The sequence below is a fragment of the Kiloniella spongiae genome, assembly GCF_001026905.1.
Taxonomy (GTDB): Bacteria; Pseudomonadota; Alphaproteobacteria; order Kiloniellales; family Kiloniellaceae; genus Kiloniella; species Kiloniella spongiae.
This window is the reverse complement of sequence record NZ_LAQL01000004.1, coordinates 142,463-160,120: the sequence shown is the minus strand read 5'-3', so window position 1 is coordinate 160,120 and position 17,658 is coordinate 142,463. Positions and strand designations below refer to the sequence as shown.

14 protein-coding genes and 1 tRNA gene are annotated in these 17,658 nt (G+C 44.5%); 10 read left to right on the top strand and 5 right to left on the bottom strand.

All coding sequences use genetic code 11. The annotated features are described in order from the left end of the window. Nucleotides 1-14 precede the first annotated feature (14 nt). Both WH96_RS07260 and WH96_RS22510 read left to right on the top strand, forming a co-directional pair. A tRNA-Leu gene (locus WH96_RS07260) sits at nt 15-102 on the top strand. Between the two features lie 147 nt (nt 103-249). Further along, a complete protein-coding gene (locus WH96_RS22510) occupies nt 250-1,680 on the top strand; it encodes a DUF502 domain-containing protein (RefSeq protein WP_204248147.1) in 1,431 nt (476 codons plus the stop codon). A 10-nt stretch (nt 1,681-1,690) separates the two neighbouring features. On the opposite strand, the gene recG is transcribed toward WH96_RS22510, so the two are convergent. Beyond that, nucleotides 1,691-3,772: an ATP-dependent DNA helicase RecG gene (gene recG / locus WH96_RS07250; protein WP_047763501.1), complete on the bottom strand. Its 2,082-nt coding sequence runs from the start codon at nt 3,770-3,772 to the stop codon at nt 1,691-1,693. 123 nt (nt 3,773-3,895) lie between these two features. Here recG and WH96_RS07245 point away from each other — a divergent pair, with 123 nt between their 5' ends. Continuing rightward, the gene (locus WH96_RS07245; RefSeq protein ID WP_047763500.1) at nt 3,896-4,180 is read left to right on the top strand and encodes an FAD assembly factor SdhE; all 285 of its coding nucleotides are present in this window, start codon (nt 3,896-3,898) and stop codon (nt 4,178-4,180) included. Between the two features lie 64 nt (nt 4,181-4,244). Further along, nucleotides 4,245-7,727, top strand: a complete 3,483-nt coding sequence (gene mfd, locus WH96_RS07240; RefSeq protein WP_047763499.1) for a transcription-repair coupling factor — start codon at nt 4,245-4,247, stop codon at nt 7,725-7,727. Nucleotides 7,728-7,785: 58 nt separating this feature from the next. Here mfd and WH96_RS07235 read toward each other — a convergent pair whose 3' ends face one another. Both WH96_RS07235 and WH96_RS07230 read right to left on the bottom strand, forming a co-directional pair. Next, complete coding sequence (locus WH96_RS07235; RefSeq protein ID WP_047763498.1) at nt 7,786-9,033, bottom strand: hypothetical protein; 1,248 nt, start codon at nt 9,031-9,033, stop codon at nt 7,786-7,788. Between the two features lie 69 nt (nt 9,034-9,102). Next, nucleotides 9,103-9,825 carry a metallophosphoesterase family protein gene (locus WH96_RS07230; RefSeq protein WP_047763497.1) on the bottom strand — a complete coding sequence of 241 codons (723 nt, stop codon included), beginning with the start codon at nt 9,823-9,825 and terminating at the stop codon, nt 9,103-9,105. A gap of 250 nt (nt 9,826-10,075) precedes the next feature. Between WH96_RS07230 and WH96_RS07225 the strand changes: the two genes are divergently transcribed. From WH96_RS07225 to WH96_RS07215, 3 genes are all read left to right on the top strand, one after another. Further along, on the top strand, nt 10,076-11,065 hold the full coding sequence (locus WH96_RS07225) for a TRAP transporter substrate-binding protein (protein WP_047763496.1): 990 nt from the start codon (nt 10,076-10,078) through the stop codon (nt 11,063-11,065). 93 nt (nt 11,066-11,158) lie between these two features. Then, nucleotides 11,159-11,680 (top strand): TRAP transporter small permease, encoded by a 522-nt coding sequence (locus WH96_RS07220; protein WP_047763495.1) that lies wholly within the window; start codon nt 11,159-11,161, stop codon nt 11,678-11,680. Between the two features lie 9 nt (nt 11,681-11,689). Beyond that, nucleotides 11,690-12,967, top strand: coding sequence for a TRAP transporter large permease (locus tag WH96_RS07215; RefSeq protein ID WP_047763494.1), 1,278 nt, complete (start codon nt 11,690-11,692; stop codon nt 12,965-12,967). Nucleotides 12,968-12,975: 8 nt separating this feature from the next. On the opposite strand, the gene WH96_RS07210 is transcribed toward WH96_RS07215, so the two are convergent. Then, the gene (locus tag WH96_RS07210) at nt 12,976-13,626 is read right to left on the bottom strand and encodes a DsbA family oxidoreductase (RefSeq protein ID WP_047763493.1); all 651 of its coding nucleotides are present in this window, start codon (nt 13,624-13,626) and stop codon (nt 12,976-12,978) included. Between the two features lie 126 nt (nt 13,627-13,752). Between WH96_RS07210 and WH96_RS07205 the strand changes: the two genes are divergently transcribed. The 3 genes from WH96_RS07205 (at nt 13,753) to WH96_RS22655 (ending at nt 15,423) form a co-directional block, all read left to right on the top strand. Then, the gene (locus WH96_RS07205; RefSeq protein ID WP_047763492.1) at nt 13,753-14,817 is read left to right on the top strand and encodes a phosphotransferase family protein; all 1,065 of its coding nucleotides are present in this window, start codon (nt 13,753-13,755) and stop codon (nt 14,815-14,817) included. Next, nucleotides 14,810-15,124 carry a hypothetical protein gene (locus WH96_RS07200; protein WP_047763491.1) on the top strand — a complete coding sequence of 105 codons (315 nt, stop codon included), beginning with the start codon at nt 14,810-14,812 and terminating at the stop codon, nt 15,122-15,124. The genes WH96_RS07205 and WH96_RS07200 overlap by 8 nt, the downstream gene beginning before the upstream one ends. 173 nt (nt 15,125-15,297) lie before the next feature. After that, nucleotides 15,298-15,423 carry a hypothetical protein gene (locus tag WH96_RS22655; protein ID WP_281175842.1) on the top strand — a complete coding sequence of 42 codons (126 nt, stop codon included), beginning with the start codon at nt 15,298-15,300 and terminating at the stop codon, nt 15,421-15,423. A gap of 152 nt (nt 15,424-15,575) precedes the next feature. On the opposite strand, the gene WH96_RS07195 is transcribed toward WH96_RS22655, so the two are convergent. Next, the gene (locus WH96_RS07195) at nt 15,576-17,564 is read right to left on the bottom strand and encodes a sensor histidine kinase (protein ID WP_082130376.1); all 1,989 of its coding nucleotides are present in this window, start codon (nt 17,562-17,564) and stop codon (nt 15,576-15,578) included. Nucleotides 17,565-17,658: the final 94 nt, after the last annotated feature.

The following is a 17,658-nucleotide window of genomic DNA, read 5'->3' as shown; positions in this document are numbered from 1 at the left end:
GCTTTGATGACGATGCGGCAATGGCGGAATTGGTAGACGCGCTAGCTTCAGGTGCTAGTTCCCTTTATGGGAGTGGAGGTTCAAGTCCTCTTTGCCGCACCATATAACAGTGATTTATATTCTTCTTCAATTTGTCACAGCTTTCCAATTTCCTCCTTGAAAATAGCAGCTTTAACAGCAATGTTTAGGTGCAAGACACAACACATTTGTCTTAGTGTCTTGAACAGTTGTTAAATGGAACCTGATTTTATGAAAGATAAAGGCTTGAAAGCTACTCACAAGTCGAAGCAATCGTTCGCGCAGCGACTTAGTAACTATCTTCTTGCCGGGGTCTTGATTACAGCGCCTGTTACCATAACTTTATGGCTTGCATGGAAAGCCATTACTTTTGTGGATAGCCAAGTTACCCCACTTATTCCTCTTAAATGGAATCCTGAAAATTACCTTCCGTTCGGGGTGCCAGGTCTTGGACTCGTTGTTATTGTTGTCGGATTAACTCTGATAGGCTTTTTAACAGCTGGGTACATTGGTCGGTTACTGAAGCGCGCAAGTGAAGCCGTTGTTAAAAAGCTTCCTGTTGTGCGCAGTGTTTACAGTTGGACGCATCAGGTTTTTGAAACTGTTCTTTCTAAAAATTCTACCGCTTTTAATGAAGTTGTTCTTGTTGAATACCCTCACCGTGGATCTTGGGCTGTTGGTTTTATTACCGGGCGCACGAAGGGTGAAGTACAGAGTTTGACAGATGATACTGTCATTAATGTTTTTGTGCCTGCAACACCAAATCCGACAACAGGCTTCTTGCTTTTTATTCCCAAACAGGATGTTCATCATCTGGACATGACCGTGGAGGAGGGGATCAAGCTTGTTATTTCCGGAGGGATTTTATCGCCTTCAGAAATAAAAAAACTTACTCAGGAAGAAAAAGAAAAAAAAGCATCAGAAGAGAACTCTGCACATCACAAACCTAGCCTTTTGACGAAATTGAGGAACTACTTTTTTGGGGGTATGCTGGTTACTGCCCCGATAGGACTGACTTTCTGGTTGGCGTGGGAAATTATTATTTTTATTGATGATTGGGTACGCCCTTATATTCCTCAAAAATGGAATCCTGAAACCTATTTGCCTTTTGCATTACCGGGGTTGGGCCTTTTCTTTATCTTTGTCACCTTGACACTTATCGGTTTCCTGACGGCCGGTATTGTCGGTAAAACGCTTTTGCGAATTAGCGAGCGTCTGTTGGATCAAATGCCTGTTATTCGAACCGTTTATGGGGCTGTGAAACAGATTATTGAGACGATATTTCAAAATCATTCTAATGCGTTTCGTGAGGTAGTTTTGTTTCAATACCCGAGGCCCGGGTCGTGGGCCCTAGGTTTTTATACGGGGGATTCGAACCGGTTAATCAAAGATATATCTCAGGACGAATCAATTAATATCTTTTTGCCGACAACACCAAATCCAACTTCCGGATTCTTGCTTTTTGTTCCTCGTAAGGAAACAAGAATGCTGACAATGAGCGTCGAAGAGGGAATCAAGATGGTTGTTTCTGGGGGGATCGTTACGCCTGAATATCAAGCTCCAGATGAAGAGCAGGAAAAACTGATCGAACAACCAACAATCTCTGATGCAAAAACGGATAAAAGCGATAAAGACGTAGAGTCTCAAAAGGCGGCTTCTTAAGCCATAATTACTAACCGGACTTAAGGTATTTAACTGCTGTATCTCTTTCGAAAAGATACAGCAGTGTGCGGAGAGCTTCCCCTCTAGGAGTTTGCAGTGTTGGATCTTTATCCATGATCAGTTTGGCATCATTTCGTGCTGTTGCCAGTAATTCACCATGACAGGCCAGATCGGCAACTTTGAATTCGGGTAATCCGCTTTGTCGAGTTCCCAAGACTTCACCAGCGCCGCGCAAGCGTAAATCTTCTTCGGCAATAACAAAACCATCATCACTATCCCGCATGATTTTAAGACGGGCTTTGCTGGTTTCGCCCAGTGGTCCTTGATACATCAGAATACAGGTTGATTTCTCACTACCACGTCCAATTCTCCCCCGAAGCTGATGGAGCTGTGCCAGACCGAAGCGTTCTGCATGCTCAATCACCATAATGGTTGCTTGGGGAACGTCAACGCCAACCTCGATCACGGTTGTTGCAATAAGCAGATCTACATTTCCCTTGGAGAATTTTTCCATGACGGCGTTTTTTTCAGCGCCCTTCATGCGGCCATGAACTAAACCTACACGGTCGCCAAATCGTTCGCTTAGTTCGCGGTATCTTTCTTCTGCAGCGGCAAGGTCAGATTTGTCTGAATCTTCAACTAATGGGCAAACCCAATAGACCTTTGTTTCCTGATCCAAGGATCGCGCAACACCGTTAATAACATCATTAATCCGTTCAACGGATACTGTGCGGGTGTCAACGGGTTGTCGTCCAGCTGGCTTTTCAGTCAGGCGAGATACCGCCATGTCACCATAAGCTGTCAACATGAGCGTTCGGGGAATAGGAGTGGCCGTCATTACCAGCATATCAACACCAGCCCCTTTTCGCGCAAGCGAAAGACGTTGGTGCACACCAAATCGGTGCTGTTCATCAATCACGGCCAAAGCCAGGTCGGAAAAGTCTATTTCATCCTGAAAAAGGGCATGTGTGCCAATGACCATTTGCGTTGAGCCGTCGGCGATACTTTCCAGAATGGCTTTGCGCGCTTTGCCTTTATCGCGACCTGTTAGGATCACAACAGAAATGCCAAGCTTTTCAGCAAAGGGTTGTAAGGTCTTATAGTGTTGACGAGCCAAGATCTCTGTCGGGGCCATCAATGCAGCTTGAAAACCGCTTTCTATTGCTGCCAACATTGGGAAAAGCGCAACGGCTGTTTTACCACTTCCCACATCACCTTGCACCAATCGGAGCATGCGGTTAGAGCTTTCCATATCAGCAATAACTTCTCTGATGGATTGGTCTTGTGATCCCGTCAGCGTAAAGGGCAGGATGTCGAGCATTTTTCCCCGCAGAGACCCGTCGCCTTTAATTATGCGCCCTTTTGCTGCTGTCTGCTGTTCACGGACAAGGGAAATGGCAAGCTGGTTTGCCAAAAGCTCATCATAGGCCAATCGTTTTCGATAGGGGGAAAAGGCTGTCAGTTCATCTTCGGATTGGGGGTGATGAACTTTTTGAAGGCAACTATGCCAATCAAGCCAGCTTTCCTGCTCTTTTAGAGAGCTGTCGAGCCATTCCGGTACAACTGGAGCCAAAGCAAGGGAAGCTTTAATGGCTTTTGAGAGTGGCTTGAGAGTTACGCCTGCACTTAAGGGATAAACTGGCTCTACTGTTTTTACATCTTCTTCTTCGTTTGGGGGGACCATGTGGTCCGGATGTGCCATTTGCAGGACATCCCCGAAGCGTTCCAGCTTGCCACTTATGATGCGATCTTCCCCCACAGGAAGTAGCTTCATAATATAGTCACCACGTGCATGGAAGAATATCAATGTCATCTCGCCCGTGAGATCATGGCAGATAACCCGATAGGGACTGCGACGATTGGGGGAAGGGATATGTCGGGATACCGTGACTTTGAGTGTGGCAACGCGATCAGAGATAGCATCAGCAATGGTTGGGGAGTAGCGACGATCAACCAACCCCACAGGTAAATGCCAACAAAGATCAAGCACACGCCCTCCTGCCAGCTTTTCATAAAGTGTGCTTAAGCGAGGCCCAACACCTTGAAGAGTTGAGACAGGAGTAAATAGTGGAAAGAGAATCTCTGGACGCACGGGCTTTAACTTGCAGAAATTAAATCGGATGTTTATTAAATGTTCTAGTAATGTTTCCTATATCATAGCTTAATGTGCAAGCGAAACGAACAAGCGTATTAAATTCAATGACGGATGAGGTTTATGGGTACAGCAGCCAACGCTGAATTAAACAAAAGGCGAAAACAGCTTAGATTCAGAAGCTGGCATCGCGGAACACAGGAAGCTGATCTCATTATTGGAACCTTTGCTGACCAGAACGTCGGTAATATGGACGTGACAGAGCTGGACCTGTTTGAACGCGTTCTTGAAATTCCTGATCCCGTTCTCTACGACTGGATTATTGGCAATTCGGCACCAACGGAAGATATGCATAACAAAGTTCTTGATGCTTTACTGAGCTTTAAATACACCCCGAATAAACGATAACGGCCTTATTATATTTGGCTATAGCTGATATTCAAAACGACGATTAATATAAAGAATTGTAACTGTGAAAACACTCGCGACCCGACTTCAAGCCGCCGATCATTATCAGATTTCATCAGCACCCGAAGGTTATGATGCTCAGCTTCTTGCGGAGCTTGTTGTCGAGTTAGCGCCGCAACCTGTTTTGCATATTGCGCTTGATGATAACCGTCTGGCTGTTCTGGCTGAACTTGTTGGGTTCTTTGCGCCGGATATAGAGATTATTGAAATCCCTGCCTGGGATTGCTTACCTTATGATCGGGTGAGCCCCCACAAAGACATTTTGGCCGCGCGTATTAATGCTTTTGCAAAGTTACTGGCAACGCCTGTGCCTAAATCAGGCCGTCTTGTTCTGACGACAATTTCTGCTTCACTTCAGAAAATACCGCCAAGAGAGCTTTTTAAAAACAGAACTCTTGTGGCCAAATCCGGCGTGGAGATTAAAAACGAAGATCTGTTAAAGTTCTTTTCTACCAATGGATATTTGCGTTCGGAAACGGTAAGTGAAGCCGGTGAATACGCAATTCGCGGTGGTATTGTTGATGTTTATCCTCCCGGTGAAGAATTTCCCCTGCGCCTGGATTTCTTTGGGGATGAGCTTGATACGCTAAGGTATTTTGATCCACTGACACAAAGAACAATTGGTGATGCCCAAAGTCTGGAGCTTAAACCTGTCGGCGAAGCAATTCTTGATGAAAAAACAATTGAATCTTTCCGAAAAGGCTATCGCGAAACTTTTGGTGCCGTTGCCAAGGATGATCCTCTCTACGAAGCCATATCCGAAGGGCGACAGTATCCTGGTATGGAGCACTGGTTACCGCTTTTTTATGGCGATCTGGAAACACTGTTTGATTATTTACCAACCGCCGTTGTGACACTGGATGGTCAGGCGGCGGAAGCACGAGATGCCCGGATCGAGTCCATCACTGATTTCTTCCAAGCACGACAGACAATGGAAAATACGGCGGAAGGTGGCTGGGTTTACAAACCAGTTCCAATGCAGCGCTTGTTTCTGTCTGTTGAAGATTGGGATGCAATACTATCCAAAAGGCCAGTCACACAATTTTCGGGCTTTACGTTACCTGATCATCTTGAAAACCTGATTGAGGTTGAAGGCAAGCAGGGTAAAGATTTTTCTGAAGCCAGAAATCGTGAAGACGTCAATGTCTTTGACGAGGTCAGCGAGTATATTCGCCTTCAACAGACGAACGGTAAAAAAATTATCGTTACCGGTTTTAGTGATGGATCTCGCGATCGACTGATTTCTATGTTTCATGAACACGGCTTGGCCAATACCGATGTTCTGAAAGATTGGAAAATTCACAAGAAAACCATGCGTAAGCAAGTGCAGTTCTTGACGCTGGGGCTGGAACGCGGTGTGATCACACCAAATGTGGCTTTTATTACCGAGCAGGATATTCTTGGTGAACGTCTTGCTCGTGCACAGAAACGGCGCCGTAAATCAGATAACTTCTTAAAAGAAGTTTCATCGCTTCAGGATAAAGATTTTGTCGTTCATATGGAACACGGGATCGGACAGTATATTGGGCTTGAAACGGTTGATGTCGGTGGTGCACCTCATGATTGCCTCAAGGTTGTTTATAGTGGTGGCGACAAGCTTTTTGTCCCTGTAGAGAATATCGAAATTCTTTCCCGGTATGGCTCGGAAGATTGTGGCGCGGAACTGGATCGTTTGGGCGGCGCGGCATGGCAGGCTAAAAAAGCGCGCGTAAAAGAACGCATTCGGGAAATAGCACATCAGCTTATCGGCATTGCTGCGAACCGTCTTCTGCGTAAAGCAGAAACAATTGATGTACCGGAAGGGTTGTATGACGAGTTTGCCGCCCGTTTTCCTTACCCGGAAACAGAAGATCAGCTTAATGCCATTGCGGATGTTTTTGAAGACTTGAGATCAGGACGTCCGATGGACCGTCTTGTATGTGGTGATGTAGGCTTTGGGAAAACTGAAGTTGCGCTAAGAGCGGCTTTTGTGGCCGTTATGAGCGGCAAACAGGTGGCCGTTGTTGTGCCAACAACGCTACTTGCCCGTCAGCACTACAATAACTTTGTCGAACGTTTTAAAGGCTTGCCTGTACGCATTGGACAGCTATCTCGCCTGGCAACCGGTAAAGAGCAGACGGAAACAAAAAAAGGTCTGGCCGAGGGGACGGTCGAGATTGTGGTGGGGACCCATGCTGTCTTTGCTAAAAATATGAAATTCTCTGACCTTGGTTTGTTGATTGTCGATGAAGAACAGCACTTTGGTGTTAAACAGAAAGAGCGTCTGAAAGAGCTTCGTTCTGATGTTCATGTGTTGACACTTACCGCAACACCGATACCACGGACACTACAGATGGCTATGTCCGGTGTTAAGGAAATGAGCCTGATTGCTACACCGCCGGTTGATCGTTTGGCTGTACGTACATTTGTTCTCCCCTTTGATCCGGTCATCGTACGTGAAGCTATTCTCAGGGAACATTACCGCGGTGGTCAGACATTCTATGTATGCCCGCGACTGTCTGATTTGAGAGAGCTTAAAGAACGCCTCGAAAAACTCGTGCCGGAAGTGAAGATCTGTGTTGCTCATGGTCAGTTGGCTGCTCGTGATCTGGAAGATGTCATGACCGCTTTCTGTGATCACCAATATGATGTCTTGCTGTCGACGAGTATTATTGAGTCCGGGCTGGATATCCCAAGTGCCAATACAATGCTGGTGCATCGCGCTGATATGTTTGGTCTTGCTCAACTCTATCAAATCAGAGGACGTATCGGGCGCTCCAAAATCCGGGGCTATTGCTATCTGACCCTCCCTGTTGGCAAGCTGTTGAGTAAAACCGCCGAGCGTCGTCTAGAGGTTATGCAAACGCTTGATAGCCTTGGCGCTGGCTTTAACCTTGCCAGCCACGATATGGATATTCGCGGGGCAGGGAACCTTGTTGGCGATGAACAGTCCGGCCATATCAAAGAAGTTGGTGTTGAACTCTATCAACAGATGTTGGAAGAAGCCGTTGCAACCTTGCGTAGCGATGAAGTGAACAGTGAAGAAGATCAGACTTGGTCACCGCAGATCAATATTGGAACGTCCGTGTTAATCCCGGACCGTTATGTTGCTGATCTGAATGTGCGTCTGGGGCTTTATCGACGTTTATCTTCTTTGACAGAGCGCTCAGAGATTGATGGCTTTGCAGCTGAGCTTATTGACCGTTTCGGTGATTTGCCGGAGGAAGTGGAAAACCTGCTGCAAGTCATGTTGATCAAAGGACTTTGTAAACAAAGCGGTGTCGAAAAGGTTGACGCAGGCCCCAAAGGCGCCGTGGTTTCCTTTAGAAATGATACCTTTGAAAATCCATCTGCACTTATCATGTTTATTCAGGAACAGGTCGGCACTGTTAAAATCCGTCCGGATCACAAGTTGGTATATCGCCGCGCCTGGGATGACGCAGGAAGCCGCCTGAAGGGGGTTAAGATGATGATGGAAGAATTGGTTAAATTGGCGAAGTCAAAGTAAAGCGCGCTTTCATACACATGGGCTGATATCAAAGCATAGTCTATCATTGGGGATGTCATTACTGAACTCCTCTTGTTTCAGCCTGTTGAAACAAGGGGTGTTCAACAGCAGGGTATATAGAAAACGCAGCAACTTCGATCAGGAAGATTTCTTTTGTTTTTGGATCATATAAATAAAGACTTGGATGTAGTTTTTGGTTTTGGAGGTAACCAGATTTTGGAGAAATAACAACATCATCACGAAGAAATATAATTTCCATGGGTGGAATAGCATTATCTAATAAATTTGAATTATTAATAACTCTCTTACCATCGACGAAACGAGGACCTTGCCTATGCATAATAAAGCGATCCCACACACCGCTCCTTTGAACTCTTAATGCTTTACCCTCAGGAAAAAGGTGTTCAATACGGTTTTCTAGATTTGATGTTATCCCATGTCCAATCTTGGGAAACCCACCCGCAAGAGCAGAATAAAGCACTCCATTTGCGCGGTACCCATACATTATTCCTCTGCCTTTGGCGTCAAATAGATTAGACAGCAGGTGTCGCGGTTGCTGCCCCCCAAGTTCTGGGCGGCGTTCAACCATTTGGGGATATGTATAACTATCCAACTCTGCATCAATAATAGGATTGTAGCCACGCCATTGGTTCTCTTTTAGCACTAAAGCGTAGTAGGATTTATACCGAACTTTTTTATAATCTTTCCAGTCACCATCAGTGTAGATATTGCCACTAAACCACTGAAAATCATCAGGCTCAGCCATTTCCTTTTCAGCAACATCTTCATCAACCAGTTCTACGTGAAATTTCAGATCCGTTACTCTGGCTGTATTTGATTTGAATGAATCTCTGTCAATATACAGTTCCAATGTTTGCATTGTCGCAGTATCTGGCGTCCAGCCAATACGCGGGACGTAATCAGGATGGAGCTGTTTTGCCCTTAGCTTTGTTAAACCATTATCATCCTGATATTCTTCGCGATCACACTCATAGGGTGTCCACATCATTACAGCGGCGTTATCGGGCAAGTAACTCCCAAAAGCACGAGGATAGCTGACATACTGGCTAGAAACTCGCTTAAACATTTGAGAAAGATCATTCCCTCCCATAGGAACTGTTTTACAGGTGATAATTCGCTCCATATGAACAGGGTAACTATCAACCTTCATATCCACAGTCATTCGTGCATAAAAAGTAGGTGCGTGATAAGGGCGTTGAGACCACGTTAGAATAAGAAAAAAAATAACGGGAATTGAGAGCAAAAACCCAGCTATGTAGAGAGGAACTTTAAATACTTTATTCAAACTTTATGCCTCAGGTAAGGGGGTGGCCCCCATGAGTCTCAATTTGTTTTACAGAAATAAATGATAATACTAGGTAAAAACCCGTGCCCAGCTTGCATAACCGTTTAGCTCAGCCTGTTGAGCAACTTTTGGCCAATCATAATCAAGGGCAATTAGCTCTACAGACCAACGCTGCTCTGTCTTTGTCGCAATGGCGTAGTGGGCAAGCGCGATCCCATTCTCGGCTTCCAGGGGATTGTCTGTATCGGTGTATCTAGGGCATCCGACACTGCCGGGGTTTATAATAGTACTTCTGTTTGGGCCCATTGCGACGTGGGCTAAATGACTATGACCACACAGGTACAAGCTGGCCTGATGATCCTGACCTATGCGTCTGTGAACATCTTCGCTGCGGGCTAATGCCAGACGTCCATCGATCTTGTCTTCGAGCAGGTATTTTGTATCGCTGTCGGGTGTGCCGTGAAACGCGAAGATATCTTCATCCAGATGAAGGCGGGAAGGGAGGTTGCCAAGTTTCTGCTTTTCAAATCCTGATAGAACTTCACAGGCAAAGTTATAACCCGAATTGATCTCTGCAGCATTTCGTTCGACGAGCCACCGATCATGGTTACCCCGCACAGTTGGTAAGTCTAATTCTTTGAGAAGATCATAAGCTTCTTTCGGCCAAAAGGGGCCAGACACACAATCTCCAAGGTTTAGAGTAAGGTCAGGCTTACGACGCTTTATGTCTTCAAGAACTGTCTCTAATGCCAGAAGGTTTCCATGGATATCTGATATAATTGCTATCTGCATTTTCGAATATCCTTTGTTATGATCTTCTATCAATAAGTTATTCAGAAATTATCAAATATTTTAAAGATAGAGAAATGTTGGAATGAACAAATTTGCCCCTGATTAAAGTATTATTATTGCGTCTTATTCTCAAATCAATTGATTTAAGTTGAATTCTCTATTATTCAATAATCATCACACAATGGTTGCGGATGTCCAATTCTAAATCCGCGAAGGTCAAAAAAATAACAAATACTTAGGGGGTAATCTTATGAAAAAAGCTTTATGTGGTTTACTGGCCGGCGCTGTTTTTTCAACAATAGCAAGTACAGCCTATGCAGAAACAACACTACGATTAACACTACAACTTCCTTTGAAGCACCCACTGGGGCAGAATATTTCCAGCTTTAAAGAGGAAGTTGAAAAAGAATCAAACGGCGATTTGAAAATCGAAATTTTCCCTTCCGCACAGCTATTTAAAGACAAAGAAGTTCCGCAAGCTGTTGCCTCTGGGGCTATTGAAATGGGTATTGCGTCATTGACTCGTTTTGTGGGAACAGTTCCTGCCGTTGATGCTTTTTATGTACCGTTTTTGTTTGATAGCAGTGATAAGGTCGCCGCTGCAGCTGCGCCCGGAAGTACAATACGTCAAATTCTTGACCCCGCAATCGAAAAAACAGGTGCAAAACCTTTGTGGTACCAGGCATTTGGCGGGGCGATCATCCTGACAAAGGGCGGCAAGCCGATTGTTGTCCCTGCAGATGCCAGGGGTAAAAAAATACGATCATTTGGTGCCACGATTTCAGACACTATTGAAGCCCTTGATGCTGCTCCGACGATTATGTCAGGTTCAAAACAGTTCCTAGCTTACCAAAACGGCACGGTTGACGCTGGTATGACTGGTATAACAGCAGTTCAATCAAGAAAGCTGTACGAGGTCATGGATCATCTTACTCTGACCAATCATGCTGATATTGAATTTATCGTTGTTATCAACAATGACGTTTGGAATGGCTTATCAGGCAAAGAACAAGCAATTATCACGAAAGCAGGAAAGCGTGTAGAGCAAGAGCTGAGGACTTCTATCGCAAACAAAGAAGCTGAAGCGCGTAAATATCTGGCTGATAAAATCAATATTGTTGAATTGACAGATGAACAAAGGGGCGAGTGGAAAAAAGCAACGTCTTCTGTTGTTGATGCCTATATCGAGCGTGCCGGGGACGAAGGTCAGGCAATTGTCGACGCGGCTGGTAAGCTTTAGTTCAAAATAACTGATTGATCAGTGTGAGGGAGATGAAATTATATTTCCCTCACGTATGGTGGTACACTTCAATGAAATTGATTTAGTAATTTTATGAAACTCTTGAATCGCTTTTCGAAAACGATCGATAAAATAACTGGTTCAGCCGGTGTCGTTGCTGCATGGCTTTTTTTTCTGATTGGTTTTTTTATTACGTACGAAGTTGTCATGCGTAAATTGGGAATGCCGACAAAGTGGTCAGAAGAGTTTTCTCAAATCGCACAAATTTGGTGTGTATATCTTGGAATTGCTTTTGCGCTTCAAAAAAGAAGCCTCATTATTGTTGATATCATTGGTGACAATATTAATGCGACGCTTCGTAAAACCTTGGATCTCTTTGCCATTATCCTTACGGCACTGTTTTGTATCTTAACCATAGCTAATAGTTTCAAAGATATTGGCTATTCACTCAAAACATCTGCGACGACGGATAGTGTTCTGGCAATCCCTATGTGGGTTATTCAAATATCACTTCCCATAGGGTTACTTCTTTTATTTCTTCAGTGTTTGTCAGAGTTTTATAAAACTTGCATAGGAACAGAAGAAACCCTGAGCGAATTAGATCAAGCGCACTAAGGCCATATCATGGAAACCATCCTTATACTTCTTTCCCTTATTGGCCTGTTGTTATTAAGAGTTCCCGTTGCCATCGCAATGGCATCCCTTGGGGCTATTTTGCTGTGGCTTAAAGGCTTGCCTATGATCATGGTCAGCCAGTTTATGATTTCTGGTGTCGATAGCTTTGAATTGCTGGCTGTACCTCTATTCCTTTTGATGTCGCATATCCTGCTGGTTGGCGGCGTTGGCTCTGACTTGTTTCGAGCTGTTCAATCCTGGGTAGGTCATTGGCCCGGCGGACTGGCTATTGCAACTGTTCTCACCTGCGCTCTTTTTGCTGCAATTTCAGGATCTTCTGTCGCAACAGCGGCAACAGTTGGAACTGTTGTTATCGTGGAAATGACAAAAAGGGGATACCCCAAATTCTTTGTTCTTGGCTTGGTTGCTGCTGGTGGGACGCTAGGTATTCTTATTCCGCCTTCAATCCCCATGATCATTTATGGAGTTATAACCGAGGCATCGATACCTAATCTGTTTCTTGCGGGAATTGGCCCGGGTATCTTCCTTGCCGGGATGTTTATTTTCTACAGTTTTTGCTTTGCCCGCTTTAATAAAAATTACGCCAGATCTGAAAAAGCCACACCAGAAGAACGTTTTTCTTCGACAATAGCTGCTCTTCCTGTTGCTTTCATCGCTTTTGTCGTTGTTGGCGGCATTTATGGTGGTCTCTTTACGCCGAGTGAAGCCGCGGGTGTCGGGTTCTTTTTATCTATGGCGATTGTGCTTGCGAAGAGAAAAAATACATTTGCAGATATTCATACTGCAGCCATGGCCGCCATGAAGACGACAGTAACTGTTCTTCTTATTGTTGCCGCCGCGGCTTTGTTTGGAAAATCGATTACGATCTATCAAATTCCACAAGATGTGACGACTTTTGTGGCGACGGCTTTTTCAGAACCATGGCTTTTCACATTGGTGATTTGTATCGTCTTGTTGGTCATGGGGTTGTTTTTGGAATCATTGAGCATGCTGCTGATCATGATGCCGGTTTTATTCGAGTCACTGGCGCCGATGGGAATTCATCCAATCTGGTTCGGCATTCTCTTTGTGATCATGATCGAATGCGCCTTGATAACGCCGCCAGTGGGCATGAACCTTTTTGTTGTCCAGGCTGTTGGAAAAGCCAAACTGTCTGAAGTTATTCAGGGTGTTTGGCCCTTTGTCCTAATTATGCTGGGGACGGCGGTTCTACTTTGGTTTGTTCCAGGGTTAGCGATGTACATACCTTATGGTGATAAATTCTAATTAGATCTTTAACTGTTTTCAATTAACTGCTGATGACCGATGTCCAGCATTTGAGCCAAGGTATCCGGGCTTTGGGCGCCGGGAAGGATGTGTTGGCGATTGACGATAAAACAGGGGACACCCGTCAAACCGAGATTACGTGCGTTCTGATCTGTGTATAAAACATCTTCGTGACCCTGGGCACTGTCCAGATATTCGTCTGCTCCTTCAAGACCGGCTTCGGTAGCAATATTTATGAGTACGTCACGTTCACCAATGTTTTTGCCTTCCAAAAAGTAGCTTTCAAACAGACGTTCCATAAGCTCATCTTGCTTTCCCTGTGTTGCGGCAAAAAGAGAAAGACGATGTGCTTCGACAGTGTTTGGTGTTTTTTGGATGTCATCAAATTTAAAGTCGATCCCTTCAGATTTTCCGGCCGCAGCGATTTGACTGTAAAACTGTGTTGCGTTGGCGCGTCCTCCAAATTTTGTATCCAGATAGGTTTGGCGATCCATCCCTTCTGGCGGCATATCCGGGTTTAACTGAAAAGATAGCCAGCGAATTTTTACATCAAAATCCGGACGCAGCTCTTTGGCTTTTTGAAAGCGTTTATAGCCAATGTAACACCAAGGACAGATGGGGTCGGAATATACATCGATTTCAATAGGTGTTTTGCTCATGGTGATATTGGCCTTATAGCGTGTTTTGAAAAGTCTCGGTCTGTTTCTGACTTTGTTGGTATAGATCTATTTGTTATGAGTTACCCCGGATATAGGAACATCTACTTCATCATAAAAGGACAAGCTGTGCTTCTGGCCCCTGGCAATACAAAAAGCATTACAAAAACAAACGCGACATTAGCTCAATTTGTGAGCAAGGTGCTTGGACGTCAAGAGCTTCGCATTGAAAAGCTGTTCACAATGTCCGGAGGTGCCATTCAGGAAAACTGGAAAATGGATCTACGTTCTGTTGCGGGCGAACAGATTTGCGTTGTTCTACGGACGGATGCCAAGACAAGAATCCCGGGTAGCTTATTAAAAAAACAAGAGTTCGAGTATTTGTCCATGGCTTGGCAGGCAGAGGTAAGAGTTCCTGAACCTCTCTGTCTTTGTGAAGATTTGAACATCATAGGCAAGCCTTTTATTCTTTTGGAACATTTGCCGGGGACGACTGATTTCGACCAAATTCGTCAGTTGAATATTGGGGAGAAACTGGGCTATGAACTCGGTGTCGAGCTTGCGAAAATCCATACTATTAAACCACAAGATACTGACAATATTAATACCTCATCTTCTACAGAGCTTACTCGCCAAAAAATAAAGTCATATCAAGAGTTCTTTGATAATCGGGGTGAAGCCAATTTACCGGCGGAATGGGCAATGCGGTGGTGCCTGTCCCGATTGGAAGATATGACATCATCTATTCCAACCCTGACTCACGGAGATTTCAGAACAGCGAATTACTTGGCAACATCAGACGGCTTGTCTGGACTATTGGATTGGGAATTCTCTGGTTGGGGGGATCCTTATAGTGATTTGGGATGGTTTTGTGCAAAATGTTGGCGATACGGAATGGAAGACACACCAGCAGGAGGGATTTCAACCAGAGCAAGCTTCTATAAGGGATATCGTTCAGTGGCAGATAAAGACGTTGATGAAAGTCGAGTACTTTTCTGGGAGGTGATGTCACACCTAAGGTGGCTTGTTATTGCGATTCAACAGGGGGACCGCAACTTTATTGATGGTGAAAAAGATTTGGAACTGGGACTTACAGGTCTCGTGCGTCCCTTGGAGATCGAACGAATGTTATTGGAATTAACACCACCGACGAGCTTCGCCTCGTATGAGGGGGAGGGGGACGCTTGTGCGTAAATATGTTGAGATACTCAATAAACAAGCACAAGATCTGCTTTCCTCATGCGAGCAGAAATCTGGTGATGATCTAAAGGCGATCAAACGTATTAAATGGATTGCGTCATCATTTGCAGCAAAAGAGACCGAAAATACAATCCTTCACAAAGGCGATGTTAACCAGATTAAAGAGGGCATCAGAAATCAAAAATTTGACGCTGATGAAAAGCTTTACCGCCAGCTTATGAGCGAGAATGAAAGCTGTTTGAGAAAGGTAAGTCCGCATAGCCTTGTACGTTATGTGTCCTTATTGGAATCGCCTGAGTGAATATGAAAATTGTACGTTAATAAGTTTTTTTAACATATTGAAAATAAAAAAATTTATTTGATTGTCTTGAAGAGGTAATTATTTTGTTCTCTTTTTGTTCTTGACTGAATTACGATCTTGATGCATAAATGTTCCTATATTGTTCTTACACGATTTGAGCTAAGGAGCCTGATATGCAAGACGAAACAAATATGTTGGATTTTTTACTGAGTAGCTTGGTAGCATTTGGTAGTTTCGGTTTTTTCCTGTTCGTGCTTTCTTATGGTTGGTTGACAGCTTTTCAGGTTATGGCCCAATAATTTTATACTGAACTTATCGCATTATTTTTTTGTTGAACTTAGGTAAGAAGTAATCATTTGGCCTTTTTTCTGCTTTTAACCACGCGACAATTGGCGAGTATGCCCTGGCTCTGGAGGGGCTACTTGATGCATGGTAGGGAACAGCAATGAATTTATCCTGTAGCGACTTGTTCGTTGGTCAATTCTTTTTCGAGAGATATTGGCAGAGTGACTGTTATTTTAGTGCCATTATCCTTTCGGCTGATGATTTTTAGTTCTCCTCTGATTTGTTCGACAAAGGCATGAGCGATAGGTAAGCCAAGCCCAGTTCCAGACAAATCAGAGGTAAATGCATTTTTTACCTGACCAAAAGGTTTGACGGCTAGGTTGACTTCTTCTTGGGTCATACCAATTCCGTTATCTTCTATAACAACCTTAACATGGCCATCACTTGGCCAAGCGCGAATGGTAATGCGTCCTTGGTCAGGTGTATATTGTACAGCGTTAGAGGCAAGGTTGATCAAAATCTGATACAATTTGCCTCTATCCGTATTTATGGTTTTAGGTAAATCATTGTCTATCAGCACGGAAATTGTCTGGCTCTTTTTCTTTGCAGTTTCCTGAATTGTGCTAGTTGCATCTGAAATTAATGTTGGTAAAGCAATATCCGTTAATTCTAGGTTTTGCTCATTTTGCTCGATCTTTGAAAGTTCTAGAAGCGCATCTACAATGTTGAGAAGATGATTGCCGGATGAAAAAATATCTTCTGAATATCCGACATAAGTTTCGTTGAGTGGCCCAAAGGTTTGTGCCCGCATAATATCGGAAAACCCAAGGATGGCGTTTAAAGGCGTTCTCATTTCGTGGCTCATGTGGGCCAAGAAATTAGCCTTCATTTCATTAGCTTCTTTGGCGCGTGTTGCTTCCCGTAACTCACGTTCTATTTTTTTACGTTGCGAAACGTCACGTAGAATACCTGTATAGAGGATTTCATCATCAACTTTGGTTTCTCCTACAGATAATTCCAAAGGAATGATGGCCCCGTCTTTGTGTCGCCCGCTAACTTCGCGGCCAATACCGATGACGCGTGCCTGACGGGATTCCTCGAAGCGTTGGATAAAGCTGCGGTGTTCTTTGGGACTAATGCCATTAGTAATCTTTGCAATGTTCTGACCCAGCATTTCCTGTGTTGTATATCCAAAAATTCGATGACTGTTTTTACTCCATTGGCGAATTGTTCCCTGCTTGTCGATTACGATAATTGCTTCGACTGCGGTATCGAAAATTGCCTGTAACCTCGCTTGGCCAGCACGTGCGTCTCTTTCGGCAGCTGTGCGTTGACGGGCTTCATTGGCCAGGTTTCGGACACTTTCTTTCAGGCGAGCGGCAAACGCTGCTGTCGCAACACCGCCAGCCAAGACTAATGTGCCGAGGCTGACAAAGACTGCGAGAACAACATCGGCCAGTCCTCCGGATGGACCTATATCTTCCAGTATTGGATAAAAAATTGCTGCTTGCATGGCAATATAGTGCATTGATGCTACTGCAAGGCCTAGAGTTGTCGCGGCAATTATTTGTTGTACGCGCCGATAGGACGTTTGGCGTTGCCCGTATTCAACGACGGCAAGAGAAATATAGGACAGAATCACGGCGGCTACGACGGACAGAACCACATAATGCGGATCGTAGAACAAAATAGCGGGCAGCCGCATTGCCGCCATGCCGACATAATGCATGGTTCCAATACCAGCGCCCATCAAAACGGCACCAATCACAAGTCGTAAGTGAAGATTGTAACTTTGCTGGCTAACTACAAATAGAGCGGTCAAACTGGCTAGGATTGCAGGGATGATTGAAATAAAGGTGGTTAGGAAGTCATAGGAGATCCCGCAGGGAAGCGAAAATGCCAGCATGCCGATGAAATGCATCCCCCAGATCGAGCCTCCAAAAGCGAGCCCTCCTGTTACTTTCCAGAGTGCGCCACTGCCTTGGTCATTGGCAGTGAGTTTTTCTGCGCGGGCTAAGCACATCATTCCTGCCCAGCCACCGAATATTGCTATTGCGATAGAGAGTACAACAAGGTCGAAGCGGAAAACTCCAATAAATGGAAGCGCATCGCCTGGAAAATCAACGAACGATGAGAAATAAGTGTCTAGATACATCACTTAATTTTAACAACGAAAGTTTAATGAAAACTTTCGAACTATAGCTGGGAATAGCCAAGTTTTTACACGTTGGGGACATTACAATAAATCT

Excerpts from the sequence above, each read along its gene's own strand:
- WH96_RS07195 (WP_082130376.1), bottom strand. The coding sequence starts at position 17,564 with ATGTATCTAGACACTTATTTCTCATCGTTCGTTGATTTTCCAGGCGAT.
- WH96_RS07245 (WP_047763500.1), top strand. The coding sequence starts at position 3,896 with ATGGGTACAGCAGCCAACGCTGAATTAAACAAAAGGCGAAAACAGCTT.
- WH96_RS22510 (WP_204248147.1), top strand. The coding sequence starts at position 250 with ATGAAAGATAAAGGCTTGAAAGCTACTCACAAGTCGAAGCAATCGTTC.
- WH96_RS07225 (WP_047763496.1), top strand. The coding sequence starts at position 10,076 with ATGAAAAAAGCTTTATGTGGTTTACTGGCCGGCGCTGTTTTTTCAACA.
- WH96_RS07220 (WP_047763495.1), top strand. The coding sequence starts at position 11,159 with ATGAAACTCTTGAATCGCTTTTCGAAAACGATCGATAAAATAACTGGT.
- WH96_RS07215 (WP_047763494.1), top strand. The coding sequence starts at position 11,690 with ATGGAAACCATCCTTATACTTCTTTCCCTTATTGGCCTGTTGTTATTA.
- WH96_RS07210 (WP_047763493.1), bottom strand. The coding sequence starts at position 13,626 with ATGAGCAAAACACCTATTGAAATCGATGTATATTCCGACCCCATCTGT.
- WH96_RS07230 (WP_047763497.1), bottom strand. The coding sequence starts at position 9,825 with ATGCAGATAGCAATTATATCAGATATCCATGGAAACCTTCTGGCATTA.
- WH96_RS22655 (WP_281175842.1), top strand. The coding sequence starts at position 15,298 with ATGCAAGACGAAACAAATATGTTGGATTTTTTACTGAGTAGCTTGGTA.